Genomic DNA, 21,462 nt, shown 5'->3' on the forward strand with positions numbered 1-21,462 from the left:
TGCCCTTGATTTCGCCGAAAGTCGGCCGGATGCCGAAATGAGAGGCAAAAGTGCCCTTGATTTCGCCGAAAGTCGGCCGGATGCCGAAATGAGAGGCAAAAGTGCCTCTCATTCGGCCAAAAGTCGGCCGGACGCCGAAATGAGAGGCAAAAATGCCTTTAATTCGGCCAAAAGTCGGCCGGACGCCGAAATGAGAGGCAAAAATGCCCTTGATTCGGCCAAAAGTCGGCCGGACGCCGAAATGAGAGGCAAAAATGCCCTTGATTCCGCCGAAAGTCGGCCGGATGCCGAAATGAGAGGCACAAATGCCTCTCATTCGGCCAAAAGTCGGCCGGACGCCGAAATGAGAGGCAAAAATGCCCTTGATTCCGCCGAAAGCCGGCCAGATGCCGAAATGAGAGGCAAAAGTGCCTCTCATTCGGCCAAAAGTCGGCCAAACGCCGAAATGAGAGGCACAAATGCTCTTGATTCCGCCGAAAGCCGGCCGGACGCATAAATAAAAGGCAAAAATGCCCCTGATTCCGCCAAAGGCAGGCCGCCCCCGGCCAACCCGTAATCTGTTCCTTCTATATAATACAGTCCAGTCCAAGAGCTTCTCCTCTGAGCCGAATAACATGCTACTAGATTCAATCTCCATATTGAAGAGGTGGTAAATAATGAAGCGGAAGTCAGCGGCGGGGAAGCGGCGCACCCAATCTGCAAGGACGCGGTTAATCTCCAGGCTTAGCCCCGGTCTGAAAAAGAAGCTTAGCGGCTCTACCCCAAAGCCCCTGCAGACCAACCCGGTATTGAAACGCAAGGCAAAGGCCTACACGGTGGATTTTGCCGTAATCGGAGACAGCCATGTGGGCTATGCGAACAGCTCAGCTATATTTAAAGACTTGTTGCCGAAGGCGGCAGGCAGCGGGAACAAACGTTTTTTTATTTTCGGCGGAGATAATACGCAGGCCGGGGCGAATCACGGGAAGGAGGCGGACGCGTATTACAGGGATTTTAAGAACATAGTCACTGCCACCCTCGGCAGCACTCCCTACAAAGCTTCTATAGGCAACTGGGAAGCCAGCACCCGTCCGCTGTTCACCAAGTACCTGGGAGCGGTAACGGGGAGGATGAATTTTCCGGGAACTCAGGGGCTGGTCCGGTATGTGTGGCTGGATTGTGCACTGGGAAGCTTTTCAGCCGACAGCATCAATCTGCTCAAAAATCTGGATGACCGCTACTATTATATTATCGACTTTCACTGGCCGCTCCAGATCAGCGGAATTACAGTGGAGTCCAGTCATGTGCTCAGTGCAGCGGAGACGGCGAGATTTTTTGCAGCGATTCCTGATAAGGCGAAAGATAAAGTGCTGGCGATCTTTACCCATCACGGGCATAAATTTTTCCGCAAGCTGACCCAGATATATCCGGGCTTCACCAACACCAAATTTTTTGTGACCGGCTGCTCCGGCGATTATAAATGTAAGCCGGGTGGCGACCGGGGGTATTACAACGGGACACTCAGGATTAACGGCTCTGCTGTCACGGTGGAAGCGTATAGAGTAACAGTATAAGCAGACCGGCTATTTGTACTGACCTAAGTGTACTGTAATGTAGCACTTAGCAGTTTGTACTGACCTAAGTGTACTGTGATGTAGTACTTAGCTATTTGTACTGCCCTAAATGCACCATGCTAGTTGTACTGACCTATACCTACCGACCAATATGTACCGAACCCAAGCTCCGTGATGCGGGGCTTTTTTATTGAAATGGTGTTCCCGCAAAGGACCTGAGTCAGCATCCGCGAGAGCCTCACGTTGATGGGCTTTTCAGCTTTCTCCAGGGAAACGGCGTACCCTTAACAGTCGGGTGAAATGATAACCCGAGGGTGTGAAATGAACAGCCGGGTACCCTAAAGCCAGCAGCAGCAAGGGTTTCAGACTGGTAGTAAGATGACTATAGACGGCAATTCCTCAGTTACACTATATTGGTGGCAGAGCAAGCAGCTGCTGCCCGAAGGTGCTGTACAGAAAGATGTACTTCTCTGTGCGGCTTTCAAATGAATACGCTTTCCTGTACATGATGAGGTGAAATCCCAATCCAAGGAGGCTGTATGAATGTCATCTAATCTAAAAAAACACCCTGCGCTGACGTGGTTCCTGTGCACAAGCCTGTTCCTTTCCTTATTCATTGGCGTCGGACCGGCAAGTGCCGAAGGGACGCCGGGAACGGTAGCTTTCCAGTCTATAGAAGCAAAGCCGATGGTGGCCCTGATGGGCAGGGGAACTAACCTCGGCAACACGTTCGAAGGGAACTGGAACAGCCAGAGCTATCAGGATGTGAAGAGCACAGTGGATGCTTTTATCGCTGCGGGCTACACGAACATCCGGATTCCGGTGAACTGGGGCGGACGGGGAACGAAATACGCTTCGACGGCAGATGAGCAGGGGCACTTCTCAGCCAGCGCCCCGAATGTAGCTACGGTAAAACAGCTGGTAGACTATGTCCTGAACGATGTAAATACCGTGCGGAAATGCCAGAACAAACAGCCGGTCATCCTCATCATTAACATGCATCATGAAGAATGGGCGATGGGTGCGCTGCAGGGGGAGCCTGCTTTTGAGAGCAATATGCAAAGGCTGGAGACGATCTGGACGGGAATCGCCGGGCTGTTCAAGGATGCGCCGGAGACGCTGCTGTTTGAGCTGTTCAATGAGCCGCATCTGAGCATGAACACCGGGGCGGCGGCCAAGGCAAGTGTCATCGAGCTCAACAAACGGGCGTATGCGGCAATCCGCAGCTTTACCGTAAACGGCACGCAGCCGCACGCTCAGCGGAATGTTATTTTTGGCGGATACAACTACAACAGCGCTTGGGGGCTGTATGATACGTACCGCAATCCGCTGGACCTGCCGGGTGAGGGAGAGGACCGTTTTGTCATCGGCACCTACCACTCGTATTATCCGAATCTGGCAGACCATCTGAAGCGGGTGGACGATGTCAACAGAGAGTTCGCAGACGTGCACGACATTCCGGTATACATGGGCGAATTCGGGTACGAGCACCGGGGTGTTATCACCGATACGCTGCTTGATTCCTACCGGCAGATTGCGATTAAAGCGGTCTCGGGGGGATTTGCCTTCTCGGTATGGGATGACAACGGCTGGTATCAGATCTATAACCGCTCGACCGGGCAATTCAACGCATTGAAGGATCAGGTGCTGTATCCCGGCAATTAATCCTTAGCAATGCTGGAAATGGGGAAGGAACATGGGAAATCCTATCGCGGCTTCGAAGCCGACAATGACAAATGTGTACCGCAGGCAGAGGCTGAGACGGATGGTCCGCAACAAATGGCTGTATATCATGCTTCTGCCCGGACTGCTGTATTTTATTATTTTCAAATATGTGCCGATGTACGGCCTGCTGCTCGCCTTTAAGAATTACCAGCCTTTTCTGGGATTTGTGGACAGTGAATGGGTGGGGCTGAAGCATTTTAACCGCTTTTTCGGTGACCCGCTGTTCTGGAAGCTGCTGAGTAATACGTTCATTCTGGCCGCCTACAACATCCTGTTCTTCTTTCCGCTGCCGATTATTCTGGCGCTGATGCTAAACGAGCTGCGGTCGCAGGCTTACAAAAAATGGATTCAGACGATGGTCTACATTCCGCATTTTATGTCCTGGGTTGTCATCGTTTCGATTGCCTATCTGTTCTTCACCACCGAGGGCGGTCTGGTCAATGAGGCGATTGCCTCCATGGGCGGGGAAAAGGTCCAGTTCCTGCTTAGTCCCGGCTGGTTCCGGACGTTCATAACGGGTGAAGTGATGTGGAAGGAAACCGGGTGGGGCACGATTATTTTCCTCGCTGCACTGGCGGGAGTAGACACACAGCTCTATGAGGCTGCAAAAATCGACGGGGCAGGACGCATGCGCCAGCTCTGGCATATTACGCTTCCGGCCATCCGCTCCACCATTATTATTCTGCTGATCCTGCGGCTGGGGAATTTCCTCGATACGGGGTTTGAGCAAATCTTCCTGATGCTGAACTCGCTCAACCGTGAGGTCGGTGAAGTGTTCGATACCTATGTGTATACCACCGGAATATCGCAGGGGGAGTACAGCTACAGCACGGCGGTCGGGTTGTTCAAGTCCGTGGTCGGACTGGTGCTGGTGTTCGGCTCTAACTTTATAGCCAAACGTTTTGGCGAGGAAGGAATTCTCTAAGCAAATCATCCGAAAGGAGGTAGAATTGTGGTAAAAGAAACATCATGGACCAGCCGGCTGTTCGATATTTTTAACATCATCGTTCTGGCAGTAATCGCACTGGTCACTATAATTCCGTTCATCTATGTTGTTGCAGGCTCATTTGCCACCCAGCGGGAGCTGCTGGAGAAAGGGTTCATCCTCTTCCCGACCGAGTTTTCGCTGGAAGCGTATAAATACATCTTTTCGACCAGCACTTTGATGCGCAGTCTTGGGGTCACCATCTTCATCACCATTGTCGGCACGCTGATCAACATTACCCTGACCTGCCTGATGGCGTATCCGCTGTCCCGCAGGGATATGGATTTCCGCTCGCCGATCCAGCTTCTGATCATCTTTACGATGCTGTTCAGCGGGGGGATGATCCCGACCTTCCTGGTCGTCAAGGAGCTGGGCATGCTCGATACGTACTGGTCGCTGCTGCTGCCGGGTGCGATCAGCGCCTTTAACCTGATCATTATCCGCAGCTTCTTTCAGCAGCTTCCGCCGGATCTGGAGGAGTCGGCCAAAATCGACGGTGCCAGCGACCCCGGCATCCTGCTGCGGATCGTCATTCCATTGTCCCTGCCGGCGCTGGCAACCTTCTCCCTGTTCTATGCCGTAGGCCACTGGAACACGTATTTCAGCTCTATCCTGTATATCAACGACTCGACCAAGTGGCCGATTCAGGTGCTGCTGCGGCAGATCGTCATGCTGTCACAGGGCGGCAGTCTCGGGGATACCTCATCACTTGAGAGTAACTTTATTCCGCCGGACCAGGCTGTCAAAATGGCGGTCATCGTCATCTCCACCGTCCCGATTCTGATTGTATACCCGTTCCTGCAGAAGCATTTTGCCAAGGGCGCGCTGCTGGGATCGGTTAAGGGTTAGGGGCGGCCAGATTGGTGGCGCGATGTCCCGCCGCGATGCTCCGCCGCCGCAAGTCTGCCGGCGGGAAGCTAAGCCGGAAGTTACTAGGCGTTGTACCGGCGTTTGCTGGATGATGGGTGCTGGCGCTGTAGTGTCACTCATTGTCTCTCTCATCATGATTAGGTGGAAAAAAGTCATCTAATTCAGGTAATTCTCCCGTTTGAAGGGATTTAGGTGGAAAAAGGCAACCTAATTTGACCAATCTGCAGCCCAGATGCCCAAAACCTGAAATGTAAGCGGATTAATTCGAACTAATCTCATCATGCAGGCTATTCAGCAGAGATTAGCTGCCGAATTTCCAACTAACTATTGTAGCTTCCCGATAAGCAGGCTTCGAAACAGATGCGGACTGGAAGTTTGGTGCTGCGGACAGCAGCGTTAAAACGAATTAAAGAATGAAGCAACAGGAAAAGGGGCGGAGGGGAATTTTGGAACTGTAGGAGCGGTAGCGACCGCCTTTATGTTTGGATTTCAACCGCAGAAGACGGTTTATTCAGGAAATTCAAACATAACAGCGGCCGGAAGTCCAAATATTCTCTGGAGTCACGGCGTAGCCCGATTAGCTAATCTTTAGTCACCATTTGAAGCACCACCCCAGTCCAGTTCGACACACACCACAGTCAAGAAAGGAACATAACAATGACAACAAACCAAGGGGCTCTAACCTTAAAAAGGAAAGCAATGACCGCCATTTCAGCGCTGCTCGTGCTGGGAACATTGTCCGCCTGCGGAGGCAATAACAATACGGCCGGGAACGCACAGGGCGGAGACAGCAGCACACCCGCCGCCGAGGGGCCGTTCAAAATGTCCATGATGCTGACCAGCTATAACCCGGAGCCGATGGACCCGGAAGGCGAGCTCTATAAGCAGCTGGAGGAACGGACCAATACGGATCTAAGCATCACCTGGGTGCCGTCGACCACCTACTCCGATAAGCTGAGCGCAACAGTCGCCTCGGGCGAGCTGCCGAGTGCTGTGCTGGTGCTGGACCAGAAGCTTCCCTACATCGTGAATTCAGCGCGTTCCGGGATGTTCTGGGAGCTTGGGCCTTACCTGAAGGATTACCCGAACCTGAGCCGGATGGAAGATGTGGCCCTGAATGCCATCTCCATTGACGGCAAGGTATACGGGATTTACCGCGCACGGGATCTGGCCCGGGACGGCCTGATGCTGCGCAAGGACTGGCTGGATAATCTGGGCCTGCAGGAGCCCAAGACGATTGACGAGTTCTACGAGGTACTGAAGGCATTCGTGAATAATGATCCTGACAAAAACGGCAAAGCCGATACGATCGGTCTCGCCGAGCAGCAGGTTGCGTCAGGCTGGCGGGCGGTGCTGACCTGGATGGGCGGTCCGGCCGACTGGGAGATCAAGGACGGCAAGGCAAGCCCGGCGCATCTGTCGCCCGCTTTTCTGGAGACGATGAAGTTCTACAAGAAGCTCTATGACGAGAAGCTGATCAACCTCGATTTCGCGGTGGTCAAAGACGGCAAGCAGATGATTAATGCCGGTAAAGCCGGGGCATGGGTTGCCAACCTGAACGATGCCAACGGCATTGAAGAAAGCGTCCAGAAGGTGACACCAGCCGGTGCTATTACTATGGTTAACGCGCTCGAGGGTCCGGCAGGACTCCGCAGTCCGGGCGGGTCGGGCTCATACGGGACATTCATGATTCCGAAGACGTCGGTGAAGACGGAGGCGGACCTCAAGGCGGTACTGAACTTTTTTGACAAAGTATCCGACGACGATATGCAGAACATGCTGGTCAACGGGCTGGAAGGCCGCCAGTTCACGCTGGATAACGGAAACTATGTGAAGACAACGGACCCGAAAATGCTGGCCGAATACGGGATGGGCGATTCCTCGCAGCTGGCTGTGTTAAGAGATAAGGTGGTGACTTACGGCAAACCGCTGGTGCATCTGCGTGATGAGATGTGGAAAAAGAATGCCGAGATCGCTGTGGTCAATCCGATCCAGCCTTACATTTCCGACACCTACAGCGAACGCGGCTCAGAGCTCAGCAAAATCATTGACGATGCCCGGGTGCGCTTCATCATGGGCGATCTGGACGAGAACGGCTGGAATGCGGCGGTAGCCAAATGGGAGCAGGACGGCGGCTCAAAGGTCATTGAGGAATATACGGCGGCTTACAATCAGGCGAATGCCCAATAGGGTTGACAAACAGCCTGGTCATACCGTTAATAAAAATCCCCATATGCTAAAATAAAGGCAACAAACGATTGCGGGGGTAGTGAGTCATGCGGATATCGAGCTATTTGCGGAAATTAATCATACTTACTTTACTGATCGGTGCTTTTCCGGTGCTGATCTTAGGCTGGTATTCCTATCACTACTCCTCCCAATCGGTGCTGCAGCAGGTCGAGGAACGTAACTCCCAGGTGCTCAGGCAGAGCCAGCTGCGGGTGGAGCAGACGCTCAAAATGATCGATTTCTCCACGACACAGCTGCTCGGACTGCCCATAGTGACCAAGGCGATTGCGACAAAGCTTGATATAGACGACATGGAAATCATTCACGAGCTGTATAAGCATCTCTCTTCAATCCAGACGTTCGAGCTGGGCATCAAGGATGTGTATCTGTACAGTCTGGAGCAGGATTGGCTGATTACCAATTCGGGCCTTGACGCATACAATCAGCCGGGGCTGAAGGAGAAGCTCCGTTCATTCTCCGGCATGCCTAACGGCTCGATGTGGGTCAGCGGCAACTCAGCCAGCATCCAGGGGGCGGAGGGGATGGTAGAGCTGAATCATGCCGTCATTAATCTGAAAAAATGGCCGATCAACGCCAGCAGGCCGCGGGGCTTAATAGCGGTAGTAATGTCTGCCCAGCAGCTCAGCGATCTGATTGACAGCGATCCGGGCATGGGCGATGTGTTCATTCTGGATGAGGATGGCCGGGTCATTACCCATCCGGATTCCTCGCAGCTGGGCAAGGATCTGTCAGAGGAGCCTTACATTCAAGCGGTCAGAGTGCAGACGGAGGCTAACGGAGTCTTCAGCGGCATGGCCGGAGAGAGCAAGGCCTCTATCTCCTTCCGTAAATCCGGGTATAACGGATGGACTTATGTTTCGGTTGTTCCTACACAGGCGGTTACGCGTGAGGCAACTGCTATCGGAAGAACATCCATTCTAATTAGCCTTGGTGTGCTTGCGGCGACAGCGATTACAGCGCTGATCGGCTCGCGGCGGATGTACACCCCCGTAAGGTCGATATACCGGTCCTTGCTGCCGGACAAGGAGCCGCGGCCCAAAAAAGATGAGTTCACCGCCATCTCCGACCGCATTCAGGGCATTTTGTCCGATCAGAGCAAGCTTAGGTTCGAGCTGGCCGGACAGCAGCAGCAGCTGACAGAGTTTCTGGTCCGCAAAATGCTGCTGGGCGAAGCAAGGTCCCAGGGAATACAGGAACGGCTGGCGGATTACGGGTACGGTCACACCGGGGACTGGACGCTAATGCGGGTGCTGCTTGTGGAGATTGACCGGCTGGGCAGCAGCCGTTTTACAGAGCAAGACAGGGATCTGCTGCTGTTCGCGGTCAGCAATATCGCGCTTGAAGTGGTTCCCGAAGGGGACTGTCTGCCGCCGATTGTAATCCGGGAGTCTGTAGTCATGCTGATTGGTACGAAGACGCAGTCGGAGGAGGCTTTTAAGGAAGCGGTGTACGCCAGGGCTGCTGAGGTGCAGGCTTCTGTAAAAAGCTATCTGCAGCTGCAGGCCAGCATCGGCATCAGCCGCTCCTGTACAGCATGGCCGGAGGTGAGCCGCGGGTATGAGGAAGGCGAGAATGCGCTGAAATACCGGGCCAGATTGGGCGACGAGGTCATCCTGTTTATTGAGGATGTCCAGCCTGCCCGGCGTAAGGATATCATCTATCCCAAAACACTGGAGGATGAGCTGACCGGAGCGATCAAGTCGCTGGACCGGCAGCGTGCGGAAGAAGCTTTAACTTTAATGATGAATACGCTCGCAAGTGAGGAATATGATCATCAGGAGTATCAGATGTCGCTGGTGCGGCTGCTGATGGCGCTTATCCGGCTGCTGCAGGATTCCGGTATTTCGCATCACCAGCTTAAACCTGACGGGGACCCGCTGTTCGAGGAGCTGCTCGGCATGCACAATCCCCGTGATATAGAGGAATGGTTCAAGGATACGCTCGTCCAGCCTGCCATCGGGCTGCTTGAAGAACGGCAGAGAAATCAGTTCACCAGCATTTCCGAGGAAGTGAAGCAGCTGATTGCGGAAGCCTTTGACACCGATCTGACGCTGGAAAAATGCTCCGCGAGGCTGAATTATCATCCGCAGTATATAAGCCGGGTATTCCGCCAGGAGACCGGCATCAGCTTCACCGACTACCTGGCGCAATACCGGCTGACCGTAGCCAAAAAATGGCTGAAGGAAACGGACCTGACGATTACCGAAATTGCCATGAAGCTGAAATATAACAACCCGGCGAATTTTATCCGCTATTTCCGGAAGATGGAGGGGATCACACCGGGCCAATACCGGAATAATCTGACGGAATAGCAGCGTAATGCCGCCGGGGTCTACAGCGAACAGGAAAGGTGTGCATTGCAATTGAGCAGAAGCGGACCCTACGGGTTTTTTAAGGATAATGGCAGCCAGTATGTCATCACGACACCCCGGACACCGGCAAGGTGGTTCAACTATTTATTTAATGATTCCTATTATATGGAGGTTTCCCAGACCGGGCAGGGGGACAGTATAGCTTTTGAGCCCCGGCACCGTGCTATTACGCGGGGCTACCGCTTTTTTTATGTAAAGGATCACGGGACAGGGCAGGCTTGGGCTCCGCTGTATCAGCCGCTGAAGAGCGAACCGGATGCTTATGAGTGTATTCATGGCCTGGCGGACAGCGAAATCCGTACCAGTACCCATGGGATTGAAACCTCCGTGCATGTGTTTGTCCCGCGTGAAGGCCAGCAGGAAATTTGGACGGTGACACTGAGGAATGCCGGGGCAGAGCCGAGGGAGCTGTCGCTGTTCACGGCTTTTTCTTTGGAGAACGGCGGCGTCATGGGCAGCAAATGTGATTTTGATGAAGAGACGCAGATTCTGTCTGCGTATTCTTTTCCCTATCATGTGACCTATGAGCAAAAAGCCGGCTGTGACGATCATACCAACGTTGTCTACGTCTATTCTGACCGGAAGGCAGATTCCTATGACTGCAGCCAGCGAACTTTCTTTGGCGGTGACGACATTTATGAGCTGCCGGCAGCTGTGCGGAATGGAAGCTGTTCGGGGCAGCGGGCGGAGGCGGAGCATCCGGCGGGTGCGATGCAGCAGCGGATTACGCTTCAGCCGGGAGAGGCTGCGGTTAGCCGTTTTGTTGTTGGCTGCGCCCATTCGCTTGAAGAGGCAGCTGCAAATAAGACTAGGCTGACTGCTAAGGGATTTGATGTTCTGCATAAGGAGGTTATGGAGTATTGGGAGCAGGTAAGCGGTACGTTCCAGATAGAAACTCCGGATGAGCACGTTAATGCCTTTATGAATGTCTGGCTCAAAAAACAGATTGTCATGCAGACCCGCACCAACCGCATGTCCAATTACTGCCCAATCCGCAATCAGCTGCAGGATGCTCTCGGCTATGCGCTGGTCGATCCGCAGGGGGCGGCAAATTACATGCTCTCTGTGCTGGAAGGCCAGGAAACGAGCGGCTTTATTCAGCAGTGGATTATGACGGACGGGTCACCGCCCAAAAATCTGTGCCTCTTAAAGCATACAGACGGCCCGGTCTGGCTGATCATCTGTATGATTGCGCTGGTGAACCAGAGTGGAGCTCCGGAGCTGCTGCACCGGCAGGCAGCTTTCAAGGATTCAGTTGATACCGCTTCCATTTATGAGCATCTGGTGCTCGCAGTGGATTATATGGCGGGTGCGACCGGGGAACACGGTATATGCCTGATGGGTGACGGCGACTGGAATGATCCAATCAACGGTCCCGGCCGCCTGGGCCGCGGCGAGTCGGTCTGGAACACGATGGCACTGGTGTATGGCATCCGGGGACTTTTGCCGTTCTGTGAACGGCTGGGTGATACGGAAGGTGCGGAGCGCCTCCGGTCGGCGGCTGTACGGCTGGCGGAAGCGGTGAATACCAGCTGCTGGGACGGTGAATGGTATATCGCCGGCTTCGATGATAACGGCGATCCTCTGGGAACAGCCCGGGACGAGGAAGGACAGCTGTTCCTGAATACCCAGACCTGGGCAGTTATGAGCGGGATCGCGGTCGGGGAGCGGCTTGAGAAATGCCTTGCAGCAATCGACAGTCTGGATACCCCGTTCGGGCCGCGGCTGCTGGAGCCGCCGTTCAGCGGCTGGAATCCGAAATGGGGCCGGATCAGCCTCAAGCTGGCGGGCACGACAGAGAACGGCTCGGTCTATTGCCATGCCTCCATGTTCAAGGCTTTCGCCGACTGCATCGCCGGGCGGGGTACGGCGGCCTGGGAGACGATCAGCCGGACGCTGCCGACGAACAGGAATAATCCGCCGGAGCGTAACGGGCAGGTGCCGATTTTTGTGCCGAATTATTATTTCGGGTTGGCTGACTCGCCAAGCTACGGCAAGTCCAGCCACCATGTCTCCACAGGTACGGTAGGCTGGATGCTCTGGACCACACTGGAATATGCGCTTGGCATCCGGGCAACGGCAGACGGCCTGGTCATTGACCCCTGCATTCCTTCGGAATGGCCCGGTTACCGGGTGGAGCGCAGGTTCCGTAACGCGGTATACCGGATTGAAGTAACGAATCCTGACCGGATTAGCAGGGGAACAACGAATGTGCTTGTGGATGGTGAAGCCTGGAGCGGTACAGAGCTTCCTTATGAAGAAGGCAGAGAGTATGAAATCTCTGTTCAGCTTGTGCCTGAAGGATAATTAGATATATGGAATAGACAGAATGGAGTGACTGCAGCATGCTGTTTCCAAAAGATACGCTAACGCGCGAGATCAAGGACCTGTCGGGGATCTGGCGCTTCAAGCCGGACCCGGGCAATCAGGGCAGGGAGGAGGAATGGTTCAAAGCGCCGCTTCCGGATACCATTCCCATGCCTGTACCCGCCAGCTACAATGACATCACCCAGGATGCGGCCTTGCGGGACCATATGGGAGACGTCTGGTACGAGCAGTCCTTTATTGCTCCTCGTTCCTGGTCAGGTGACCGGATCGTTCTGTGGGTGGGCAGCGCCTGCCACCATGCGGTTGTGTGGGTCAACGGTGTAGAAGCGGCGGCACATAAAGGGGGCTTTCTTCCTTTTGAGGCCGATATTACGGAGCTGGTTGTACAGGGTCAAGAGAACCGGGTAACGATCGTGGTAAATAATGTGCTCAGCTGGCAGACCCTGCCGCCGGGCCGGATGAAAACCTTTGATGATGAGAAGCACCCGGAGGGCTACCGAGTTCAGGAGTATTTTCATGATTTCTTCAATTATGCCGGGCTGCACCGGCCGGTGAAGCTGTACCGGACTTCACAGAGCTACATTAAGGATATAACAACAACGGCAGATGTACAGGATGGGACGGGGATTGTTCATTATACCGTGGAAGCCTCACGGCCTGACGGTGAGATCACGGTCCGGCTTCTGGATGAGCACGGGGTAATGGTAGCCTCCGGCAAAGGGAGCTCTGGCCTTCTGCGCGTAGAGAACGCCCGGCTGTGGAAGCCGCTGCAGGCGTATCTGTATTCTTTTCACGCTGAAGTATGGGGTACTGACGGAGAACGGGAAGACCATTATCAGCTGCAGATCGGGATACGGACGGTTAAAGTGGAAGGGACCTCATTCCTGATCAACGGGGAGCCCTTCTATTTCAAAGGCTTCGGGAAGCACGAGGACAGTGACATCAGGGGCAAGGGACTGGATCAGGCTGTCAATGTGAAGGATATAAACCTGCTGCGGTGGATGAATGCCAACTCCTTCCGCACCTCTCATTATCCGTATGCGGAGGAGCTGCTCGATCTGGCCGACCGGGAGGGGATTATCGTTATCGGCGAGGTCCCGGCGGTGGGGTTCACCTTTTTCAACTATAACGATAAGGTGTACGCCCCGGACAAGGCTAACGATGAGACACTGGCTCATCATCTGGAGGTGCTGACAGACCTCATCGCCCGCGACAAAAACCATCCGTCTGTGGTCATGTGGAGCCTGGCCAATGAAGCGGCTAATTTTCAGGAGGAGTCCGTGCCGTACTTCCGCCAATTGGCGGACACCGCACGCAGGCTGGACCCGCACCGACCGATAACGATTGTGCAGTGGCCGCTGCCGGACAAGTGCAAAGTATCGCAGTTTTTTGACGTCATCTGTGTGAACCGTTACTATTCGTGGTATCAGGACCCGGGGGCGCTGGAGCTGGTGGAGCATCAGGTGGAGTGGGAGTTGAAGGGCTGGTTTAACACCTTCGGCAAGCCGGTCATCATGAGTGAATACGGGGCAGATGCCATCGCCGGGTTCCATCAGGATCCGCCGGTGATGTTCACCGAGGAGTACCAGCAGGAGCTGCTTACCCGGTATCATAATGTGTTTGACCGGCTGGATTTTGTAATCGGGGAGCATGTATGGGCCTTTGCCGATTTTGCCACCAAGCAGGGTATCACGCGGGTAGGCGGCAACAAGAAGGGCGTATTCACCCGGCAAAGGCAGCCCAAGGCTGCCGCCCACATGCTCCGCCGCCGCTGGAGTGAGCTGGGGGAGTATCCGGTGAAGGTGCCGGGCGGGAATGAGCAGGGGGAGTAGTGGTTAGTAAGGATATGTCAGGAAATGCAGCTAGTGGTGAAAGGATGTAATTGAATGAGTGGAAGGATATAACTGGACGCCGACCCGCCTACTCTACCAGTCATCGACGAAAGTGAAAGACCAGGTACTATAATTTAACAAACGGACGAAGCACGTCCCGTACTCCATCATTTGGGGTGCGGGACTTTTTTGTGTCCAAGGGGAGGCTAGCATATGGGATTTATGGAGAAGCATCAGAAGTGGAGACAGTACCACAAGAAACGGAGAACCGGTGAGCGTCTGGACAGGCTGGGACGATCTCGAATCGGTGCCCGAGCTGACCCTCTCTCTGCTGAAATCCCTGCAGTTTGAGTGTATTCATTCCATGCTGGATCACGAGCTGTGGTAACTAGAGTTCGAGCTGATGGACCTCATGGGAGAATTAGGGGGCCGGAAGAACCGAAACAACGGCAGAAGTGCCGTTGCTTTAGCCTCCGCCCGTTTCCCGAAACTTGACAACCCTTTCATAGTATCGCTAAGGTAGACTGGTCAGAAGAAAAGGGAGGCTGAGGCAGTTGACAGGACTACTAGGCAATCATTTTGTTACGCAGATTGGCATTCTGGTAAATGATGTGGAGAAGGTAAGTGCGGCATATGCGGCGTTTTTCGGGCTGGAGCAGCCTGAGATTATAGTGACGGATACAGCGGACCTCGCACAGACCCGGTATAACGGTGAAGGAACGGAGGCGCGGGCGAAGCTGGCTTTTTTCGATATGGGGTCAGTGCAGCTGGAGCTGATCGAGCCGGATCATCAGCCGAGCACGTGGCGCGATTATTTGAATGAGCATGGGGAGGGTCCGCATCATATCGCTTTTGTGATTGAGGGTATGCAGGATAAGATCATGTTACTTGAAGGTAAAGGGTTTGCGCTGCAGCAGAAGGGAGAGTATACCGGCGGGCGTTATGCGTATATGGATACTTTTAAGGAATTGAAAGTGCTCGTAGAGCTGCTGGAGAACGATAAGCGGTAAGTCGAATTAGTGCAGCCACAGTAGTTACAGATAACGAATGGGTTACCTAATATAAGGAGGATCTATCGATGAACAACATTCTGATTACCGGTGCCGGACGCGGACTGGGCCTCGACCTGACCGCCGAGGCGCTGGAGCGCGGATATTCAGTGATTGCCGGAGTACGCAACCCCAATCAACAGACAGAAGCGTTATCCAAGCTTGCCGCTGAGTACGGGGATAAGCTTACGATCGCCAAGCTGGATGTGACGGATGAAGCGGGAATCGCAGCGCTGGCTGCTGAGCTTAAAGAGCAGGGCCGCACGCTTGGCGCCATTATTAATAATGCGGCAGTGCTGACCGCGCGCAACACGCCTGTTGAAGCGCTGGATCTGCAGGATATGCTGACTACTATGGACATCAATCTGTACGGTCCGATCCGTGTCGTTAAGCACTTCCTGCCGCTGCTGACCGAAGCGGATCCTTCGATTATCAATATCTCCTCGGAGGCAGGGAGTATCACCAATGCTTACCCGGGTGATTATCCGTACAGCATTTCCAAGACAGCACTCAACATGTTCTCCCAGCAGCTGCATGTCTACCTGCAGGAACGCGGAGTGCATGTGCTCAGCGTCCATCCGGGCTGGATGCATACGGATATGGGCGGGGAGCAGGCGCCGACAGACCCGCGTAAAAGCGCGGAAGGGGTGCTCAGGCTGATAGAGCAGCGGACGGCACCTGAAGGCCGGTTCATGTTCGTGGATTATACGGGGAAGGATATGAAGATATAAGCAGGGGTATCCGGTAGACCTTCCCATACACATAAGAAAGAGCCCGATATATATCCGGGCTCTTTCTTATATACATTCAAAAGTTATTTAAAGCGCAGTATAGCTGTCTTAAAGGTTTTTAACCACTGGACATCCATTCCTGCCTCTTCTGCAAAGAACCGTAGCGGAACAAAAGTGCGGTTGTTTTTAACATAGGGTACTGCATCTAATGAGCCGGGTATTTGTCTGCCATCTGGCAATATTTGTATGCTGGTTACAGATCCTAAGTAAAGCTCAATGCGGCTTTTGTTTTTTTCTAAAATAATCGTCTTTCCGTTATTGGCAAAACTCAGCGTATAACCAAGTGCTTCGGCAATTTGCCGTACCGGCACCATCACTCTGCCATTTTGTATTTCAGGGCTCACGTCGAGTCCGATCTGCTTGTCATTAAGCACTACACTAATTTTTGTTTGAGCGGCAGTAATGCCTGCAGGCAGCTTATATGGGATGATTTTGCGTATTACACTATTATCTGCATCTGCTACATAGAGAGCGCCAGTGGAGGAGACAGCAATACTATAAGGCAAATTGAAAAGTGCAGTGCCCTCAATACCGTCCTTATAGCCCGATTGTCGGGACGGACTGCCAGCTGCAGTGGTTACCATTCCATTGTTAAGATACCGGATCGTATGATTCAGGGAATCGGCGATCCATAGACCGCCGGAGGCATCAAGGGCTATTCCCTTTGGGAAGTTAAAGGCGGCATCTTTTGCGGCACCGTCCTTATATCCCCCCGCCGCATAGATTGCATTTTTTCCATAAACGGTTAATGCGTCTGTGGGGTTTCCTCCTGCTAAGGTAGTTACTAGATTCGCTGCAAAATCAATATACCGGATACGCTGATTTCCGGAGTCGCTGACATACAAATTACCTTTGGCATCAAGAGCAAGACCGGTTGGCTCATTAAATAAGGCTGTATCCAGCCTCCCGTCTTTGTAATTTCCCGATGGGATAACTAAGCCGGGATAGTGCTCTACAATTCTGCCGGATGGAGCGTTAAGAGTGACAGTGGTACCATCCGGATTTATTTTGCGAATTAGGTGGTTTAAAGTATCTGCAACGTAGACAACACCACTTTCTGTAACTGCAATTCCCATTGGCTGGTAGAAGGAGGCTGCTCCACCCTTTCCGTCGGCAGAACCCAGCTTTCCGTTACCGGCTAAGGTAACAACCTTACCTGAAGGAGTGATTTTGCGGATAGCATTGCTGCCGCTGTCAGCTACGTACAGGTTTCCATCAGAACCATAGGCTAAGCCGACAGGAGCATTAAATAGAGAGTTGCCTGTACCATCCAGATAAGCGCCCAAAGGCTGGCCGCTGGTATCTCTTATAATAGAAGATGACGGTCCTGCAAAGGTATTGATCTGGTTGGAACGGAGCTGCTGAATTCTATGGTTGCCTGTATCTGAAATAAATAAATCACCATTAGTACCAAGGGTCAGTCCTAATGGCCCTCTAAAGGAGGCAGTGGCAGCTGCACCTTCTTGTTCACCATATTCTCCATTACCTGCAAGCGTTGTAATTTGCGAAATAGGTGCACCTTTATCGTTATAAATGTAAGAAGCAGAGCCTGCAGCAAATGCTGCAGTGCTAAATGACAGAAGAACAGTAACAGCAGTTAAAGTAACTTTATGCAATAAGGTCATGGTGACTCCTCAGGAATTATTTGATCGGATACGGGTGTTGTCATTATTTACTGTAAGTGATTACCGGGGGCAGTCCAGCATCATCGCCTGATAATTCCAGTACAGTTTTTCCTTTGCTATCAACAATCTTTACATAAAACAGCTTGACTGAGCCGCTTCCGGTTACAGAAAACGGAATTACAGCCAGTCTCCCATCCGATATTTCAGCATTAAAGGATACTCCGAATTGCGTCATTGCATAGATCGTTTCCGTCTTTAAAACGGACTCATTGTACGGGGTACCGGTAACGGTTTTTACAATATCTGTACTGTTTTTGGAATCAAAATAAGCGTTATTCAGCAGTCTGCTGCCGGAAGTATCTGCTTTTAGAGAAGTATCACTTATAAAATGTAACTCTGCTGCGTATAAGGCATTAGCACCTGTAAAGTTTTTTAGATGAATGCTTAGGTTGAGCCCTTCAGCAGTTTTGGTGCGGGTTATGGAGATTTCCGGTAAAACAGAAGGCTTATCCGGCAACTCGGGAGGTGTGACCACAGGTTCGCTGCCCCCCGGTGCTGTAATTGTAACTGGTGTTCCCGCTTTCTGCGATTGTTTGTTTTTTTCAAAAACGGACTGTTCTGCAGGTGTTAACTGGGCGATATACGATTGCTCAGCTTTTTTATTGAGCTCTTGGAGCAGAGTCTGATTGGCACTCTCCAGAATCTTTTTTTCATCTAAAATTTGCTGCACACTTGTGTTCAGCAGGGCCTTGAATTCAGATTGCAGCTGCAGCTGCTTCTGCCCCAGAGTGTATTGATAATTCTCCAGACGTTCTTGTTCCTTCTTTTTATCAGCAATGGCTGTAGGATTAACGCCTGCCGATGGCTGAAGCGGGGTTACATTGGTGAACCGGATCGCTTCAGCAGTCCCTGCAATTTGTTTATTAACCGATGCTAATAGCTGCTCCATTTCCGTAGAACTATACTTTGAGGCTTGAATAGATTCATAGGCAATGTTTGAGATTAGATGATTCATGTTAGCCGTATAAGCTTGCAGATCTTCCATATTGTTGAGAAAGATATCTGATTGTACCTGGTCTATTTGAATTAAAGGCTGTGTATTTTGGGCAATTGAAGCCTGCAGTTTTTGTGTAAGCTCCTTGTTTTCAGCGATAATATTCGGTGCTGCAGCGATGATTGCTTTCAGGATGGATGGTGAATTATCCGCTGCAAGTTCAGCGGTATTCACAATGTTCAACGCGTTGTGCAGCTTCTGAGGTAAATTGGCAGGGTTAACCTGAAGCTGTTGTGTCGGCGCCACCAGAACAGAGGATTTGGACGATTGTTCCGCAAATGAAGCGGTCACCAGGCCAGAGGCGACGAAAACGGACATAGTGCCGTTAGTCTGAACATTCACTAGGAAATTTGTTCCTTGTGTTTTGATTGCTGAGCCGGGAGTTTCAACGATAAGCCCATCTCCGGCTGCTGCGGTTTGTTCTGAAATCCAGATGGAGCCTGACCAGAGCTTGAATGATATAACCTTGCTTCCGCTGTTGATGCTGTGACTGTAAAGAGTTACGCGGGCATCAGGACCAATAGTCTGTAGAGATTCAGGTTTGGAAACCGAAAGAGTTACGTTACCGTTATCCCCGGTTATGATCTGGTCACCAGCGGAAAGCGGCATGTTCCGGAAAGCGGTGATTGTTCTTGCACCACCTGCCAATTTAACATTCACCTCGCCGCTCAACGAAGTAATATAGATACTCTGCGTTTCAGAGGCGAATGCTGGAAGGCTAAAAGAATTCGCCGTCAAAATTAAAAATGACAGAAAAAACATCAGAATACGCAAGCTTTTGTTCAAGAAAATCCCTCATTTCAGTTGTAAGAAGGCCGAATGCCTAATTGTGCTTTTTGCTGCTCAATAAATGTTAGTTTTTTGTCGATAAAATCGGATTTAGGAGCTCTTCCCTTCAATGAATGCAGCAACTGGGCACCTTCTGCCAAATGTCCGTTTTGAACTAGAATATCTGACTTCAGTGCATCCGCCTTCCACCGGTGAATCTCCTGATCTGGAGCTACAGGCCCGCGATAGGTATGAAATCCATTAGTAGCATGTTGGACATGGTTCATAGCTGTATTTAATATTTTTTGTGCTTTGAGCGTTGCCAGACTTGCCAATTGAAAATGGGCGTCCGGATAATCGGGGTGAACAGCCAGGGCTTTCAGATAACATTCTTCAGCCATGTCTAGGCGCTGCTGGGAATGATGTATTTTTCCCATTAGCATATGTATCTCTGTCATCCGTCCGAAATGAGGGTTGGTTTTACCGTATTCAATAGCTTTCTCAAAATATCCAAGAGATTGTTTGCTGCCTTCCAGATCCATAGATTCACGGCCAAGAAAATACCACCATCCAGGGTTTTCAGGTTCCTCTTCTGTCATGAGCTTTAGGAGCATGAGATTGCGGCTGGTCTTATCTTTTGTCGTCTTTACAGCAGGTTCATAGCCATCATGATGCAGCCGGATACCGATGGGTTTGTGAAGAACATTGGAGGTAAAGATTCCTTCTTCCGGTGTGGCAATCTGTTCATGAATCCTGCCGCTGTAATAGATTCCTCTGCCGGTTGGAAAAAGCCGGGGGACAGAGTAGTCAAGCAGTTGTCCATCCTTAACATAATTAACAAGGCAAGGCTGCAGCGCGGGAATAAGCATGTCCAGTTTGCTGAAAAGTCCTGCAGCAGTATGAATTAAACCGCGGTCCTCCTCATGCAGCCATTCATCAGCATCCAGCCAGAGTACCCAGTCCGATTGGACATGCCGGAGAGCCTCATTGCGTAACTCAGCAAAACTGTTGTTCCATTGATAAGGATATACCTTAACCTGCGGATACTTCTGCAGAATGGATAGGGTCTGATCGGTTGAGCCCGAATCTACTACAATAATTTCATCTACAACGTCCATAATACTCTGTATACAGCGCTCAATACTCCGTTCTTCATTTTTAACAATAATAGCAGCTGAGACAGTAACCTCCGGGACTGCTAGCAATTGTTGTTGATCCTTTGTTATTTCACCGCGGGTAACCTTTTGCAATTCTTTTTGCATAAACGGCATCCATTTTGCCTTAGGATCAAGCAGCAGAGCACGGTTGAAAAATGCTTCCGCTGCAAGTCCTTTGCCAAGATTCATAAATGCTTCTCCTAAGAGAAGCCAGCCCTGTCCGTCGAGAGGGAAGCTTAGCACGTGTACTTTGGCTGCCAGTTCGGCAGCCTTATAGTTTTTGTTCAGGATCAAATCTGATATATTTTTATGTCTCGGATCCATGTCCTATCCTTTCGTGAAGCAGTTTAATTGTGTTCATATGAAGCAGAACGGATTTCAATGTAATTGGTTGCTGTCCATCCATGCCTGTCAATTGCAGTTACCGTTAAGATAAGCGGGTCATTAATGATACCGGAGACAGAAAGGTGCTCCCCCTCAATCCAAACGTTGTATCCGCCATCACCATTCAAAATATAAGTAAGTAAGTCATTATTCCGGTCGGTGAAATATTCGTTCAGGTTAATATGATTCAGCGCTCCGCTAACCTGTATAACGGAATGAGAGATGGCTTCCGGTATGAAATTCAGCGTGCTCTCTACATCGAAATATAATCCATACGGATCAGTTGCCCTGATAGTAAAGGAAGCTGGAATCGTGGGTGAGCCACCAATGAATAAGCTGTTATTCTGAAGGCTCATACTGAGACCGCTAAGCGGATCGGGACTCTGCACAATCGAGTAGTATAATATATCTCCGTTCGGATCCTTGAACAAGTTATCTAAGTCATTGAAATTATGATAGAAAGTGCCTTGAATGGGATCAAAAACGACCATAGGCTGACTGATCAGCAGTGGTGCGAGATTCTCAGAGACAGTTGGACCGCCAATCACCTTTGCAGTGTTGTAATTGTTCCACCCGTGTCCATCTGTCGCAGAAAGATGGAATTCCATAGGCTGAGTAATGGCTCCCGAAATAGACAGGATATGGCCGTTCACCCAAGCAGTAACCGGATAGCTGGTGGAGGTGTAGCCGCTCAGTGTAAAGGACAACGCTTCGTGATC

15 protein-coding genes are annotated in these 21,462 nt (G+C 51.6%); 11 read left to right on the forward strand and 4 right to left on the reverse strand.

The features are described from left to right. The 11 genes from BN3772_RS30760 to BN3772_RS24840 all read left to right on the forward strand — a co-directional run. On the forward strand, positions 1–496 hold a 496-nt coding region (locus BN3772_RS30760), incomplete at its 5' end, for a hypothetical protein (RefSeq protein WP_157643645.1). Positions 497–656: 160 nt separating this feature from the next. After that, a complete protein-coding gene (locus BN3772_RS24795; protein WP_086074744.1) occupies positions 657–1,553 on the forward strand; it encodes a metallophosphoesterase family protein in 897 nt (298 codons plus the stop codon). Between the two features lie 543 nt (positions 1,554–2,096). Next, entirely contained in the window at positions 2,097–3,218 is a 1,122-nt protein-coding gene (locus BN3772_RS24800; RefSeq protein ID WP_042202994.1) for a glycoside hydrolase family 5 protein, read from the forward strand. Positions 3,219–3,282: 64 nt separating this feature from the next. Continuing rightward, complete coding sequence (locus BN3772_RS24805) at positions 3,283–4,203, forward strand: ABC transporter permease (RefSeq protein ID WP_042203007.1); 921 nt, start codon at positions 3,283–3,285, stop codon at positions 4,201–4,203. A 27-nt stretch (positions 4,204–4,230) separates the two neighbouring features. Continuing rightward, the gene (locus BN3772_RS24810) at positions 4,231–5,112 is read left to right on the forward strand and encodes a carbohydrate ABC transporter permease (RefSeq protein ID WP_042202995.1); all 882 of its coding nucleotides are present in this window, start codon (positions 4,231–4,233) and stop codon (positions 5,110–5,112) included. 678 nt (positions 5,113–5,790) lie between these two features. Then, positions 5,791–7,323 carry an extracellular solute-binding protein gene (locus BN3772_RS24815; RefSeq protein ID WP_042202996.1) on the forward strand — a complete coding sequence of 511 codons (1,533 nt, stop codon included), beginning with the start codon at positions 5,791–5,793 and terminating at the stop codon, positions 7,321–7,323. An 86-nt stretch (positions 7,324–7,409) separates the two neighbouring features. Further along, positions 7,410–9,695: a helix-turn-helix domain-containing protein gene (locus BN3772_RS24820; protein WP_042202997.1), complete on the forward strand. Its 2,286-nt coding sequence runs from the start codon at positions 7,410–7,412 to the stop codon at positions 9,693–9,695. Between the two features lie 51 nt (positions 9,696–9,746). Next, positions 9,747–12,062, forward strand: coding sequence for a 3-O-beta-D-glucopyranosyl-beta-D-glucuronide phosphorylase (locus tag BN3772_RS24825; protein ID WP_042202998.1), 2,316 nt, complete (start codon positions 9,747–9,749; stop codon positions 12,060–12,062). Between the two features lie 38 nt (positions 12,063–12,100). Continuing rightward, on the forward strand, positions 12,101–13,915 hold the full coding sequence (gene uidA / locus BN3772_RS24830) for a beta-glucuronidase (protein ID WP_042202999.1): 1,815 nt from the start codon (positions 12,101–12,103) through the stop codon (positions 13,913–13,915). A 554-nt stretch (positions 13,916–14,469) separates the two neighbouring features. Then, positions 14,470–14,925 (forward strand): VOC family protein, encoded by a 456-nt coding sequence (locus BN3772_RS24835; RefSeq protein ID WP_042203000.1) that lies wholly within the window; start codon positions 14,470–14,472, stop codon positions 14,923–14,925. Between the two features lie 68 nt (positions 14,926–14,993). Then, positions 14,994–15,695: an SDR family oxidoreductase gene (locus BN3772_RS24840; protein WP_042203001.1), complete on the forward strand. Its 702-nt coding sequence runs from the start codon at positions 14,994–14,996 to the stop codon at positions 15,693–15,695. A gap of 83 nt (positions 15,696–15,778) precedes the next feature. Here BN3772_RS24840 and BN3772_RS24845 read toward each other — a convergent pair whose 3' ends face one another. From BN3772_RS24845 to BN3772_RS24860, 4 genes are all read right to left on the reverse strand, one after another. Beyond that, the gene (locus BN3772_RS24845) at positions 15,779–17,380 is read right to left on the reverse strand and encodes a stalk domain-containing protein (RefSeq protein ID WP_042203002.1); all 1,602 of its coding nucleotides are present in this window, start codon (positions 17,378–17,380) and stop codon (positions 15,779–15,781) included. Positions 17,381–17,423: 43 nt separating this feature from the next. Then, positions 17,424–19,220: a FecR family protein gene (locus BN3772_RS24850; RefSeq protein WP_042203004.1), complete on the reverse strand. Its 1,797-nt coding sequence runs from the start codon at positions 19,218–19,220 to the stop codon at positions 17,424–17,426. Between the two features lie 14 nt (positions 19,221–19,234). Then, complete coding sequence (locus tag BN3772_RS24855; RefSeq protein ID WP_052380675.1) at positions 19,235–20,683, reverse strand: glycosyltransferase; 1,449 nt, start codon at positions 20,681–20,683, stop codon at positions 19,235–19,237. Between the two features lie 23 nt (positions 20,684–20,706). Further along, the coding region (locus BN3772_RS24860; protein ID WP_157643646.1) for a hypothetical protein at positions 20,707–21,462 on the reverse strand (756 nt) is incomplete at its 5' end.

It is taken from the genome of Paenibacillus camerounensis (assembly GCF_000723885.1).
Classification (GTDB): domain Bacteria; phylum Bacillota; class Bacilli; order Paenibacillales; family Paenibacillaceae; genus Paenibacillus_AQ; species Paenibacillus_AQ camerounensis.

Excerpts from the sequence above, each read along its gene's own strand:
- BN3772_RS24820 (WP_042202997.1), top strand. The coding sequence starts at position 7,410 with ATGCGGATATCGAGCTATTTGCGGAAATTAATCATACTTACTTTACTG.
- BN3772_RS24795 (WP_086074744.1), top strand. The coding sequence starts at position 657 with ATGAAGCGGAAGTCAGCGGCGGGGAAGCGGCGCACCCAATCTGCAAGG.
- BN3772_RS24805 (WP_042203007.1), top strand. The coding sequence starts at position 3,283 with ATGACAAATGTGTACCGCAGGCAGAGGCTGAGACGGATGGTCCGCAAC.
- BN3772_RS24815 (WP_042202996.1), top strand. The coding sequence starts at position 5,791 with ATGACAACAAACCAAGGGGCTCTAACCTTAAAAAGGAAAGCAATGACC.
- BN3772_RS24855 (WP_052380675.1), bottom strand. The coding sequence starts at position 20,683 with ATGGATCCGAGACATAAAAATATATCAGATTTGATCCTGAACAAAAAC.
- BN3772_RS24800 (WP_042202994.1), top strand. The coding sequence starts at position 2,097 with ATGTCATCTAATCTAAAAAAACACCCTGCGCTGACGTGGTTCCTGTGC.
- BN3772_RS24840 (WP_042203001.1), top strand. The coding sequence starts at position 14,994 with ATGAACAACATTCTGATTACCGGTGCCGGACGCGGACTGGGCCTCGAC.
- uidA (WP_042202999.1), top strand. The coding sequence starts at position 12,101 with ATGCTGTTTCCAAAAGATACGCTAACGCGCGAGATCAAGGACCTGTCG.
- BN3772_RS24845 (WP_042203002.1), bottom strand. The coding sequence starts at position 17,380 with ATGACCTTATTGCATAAAGTTACTTTAACTGCTGTTACTGTTCTTCTG.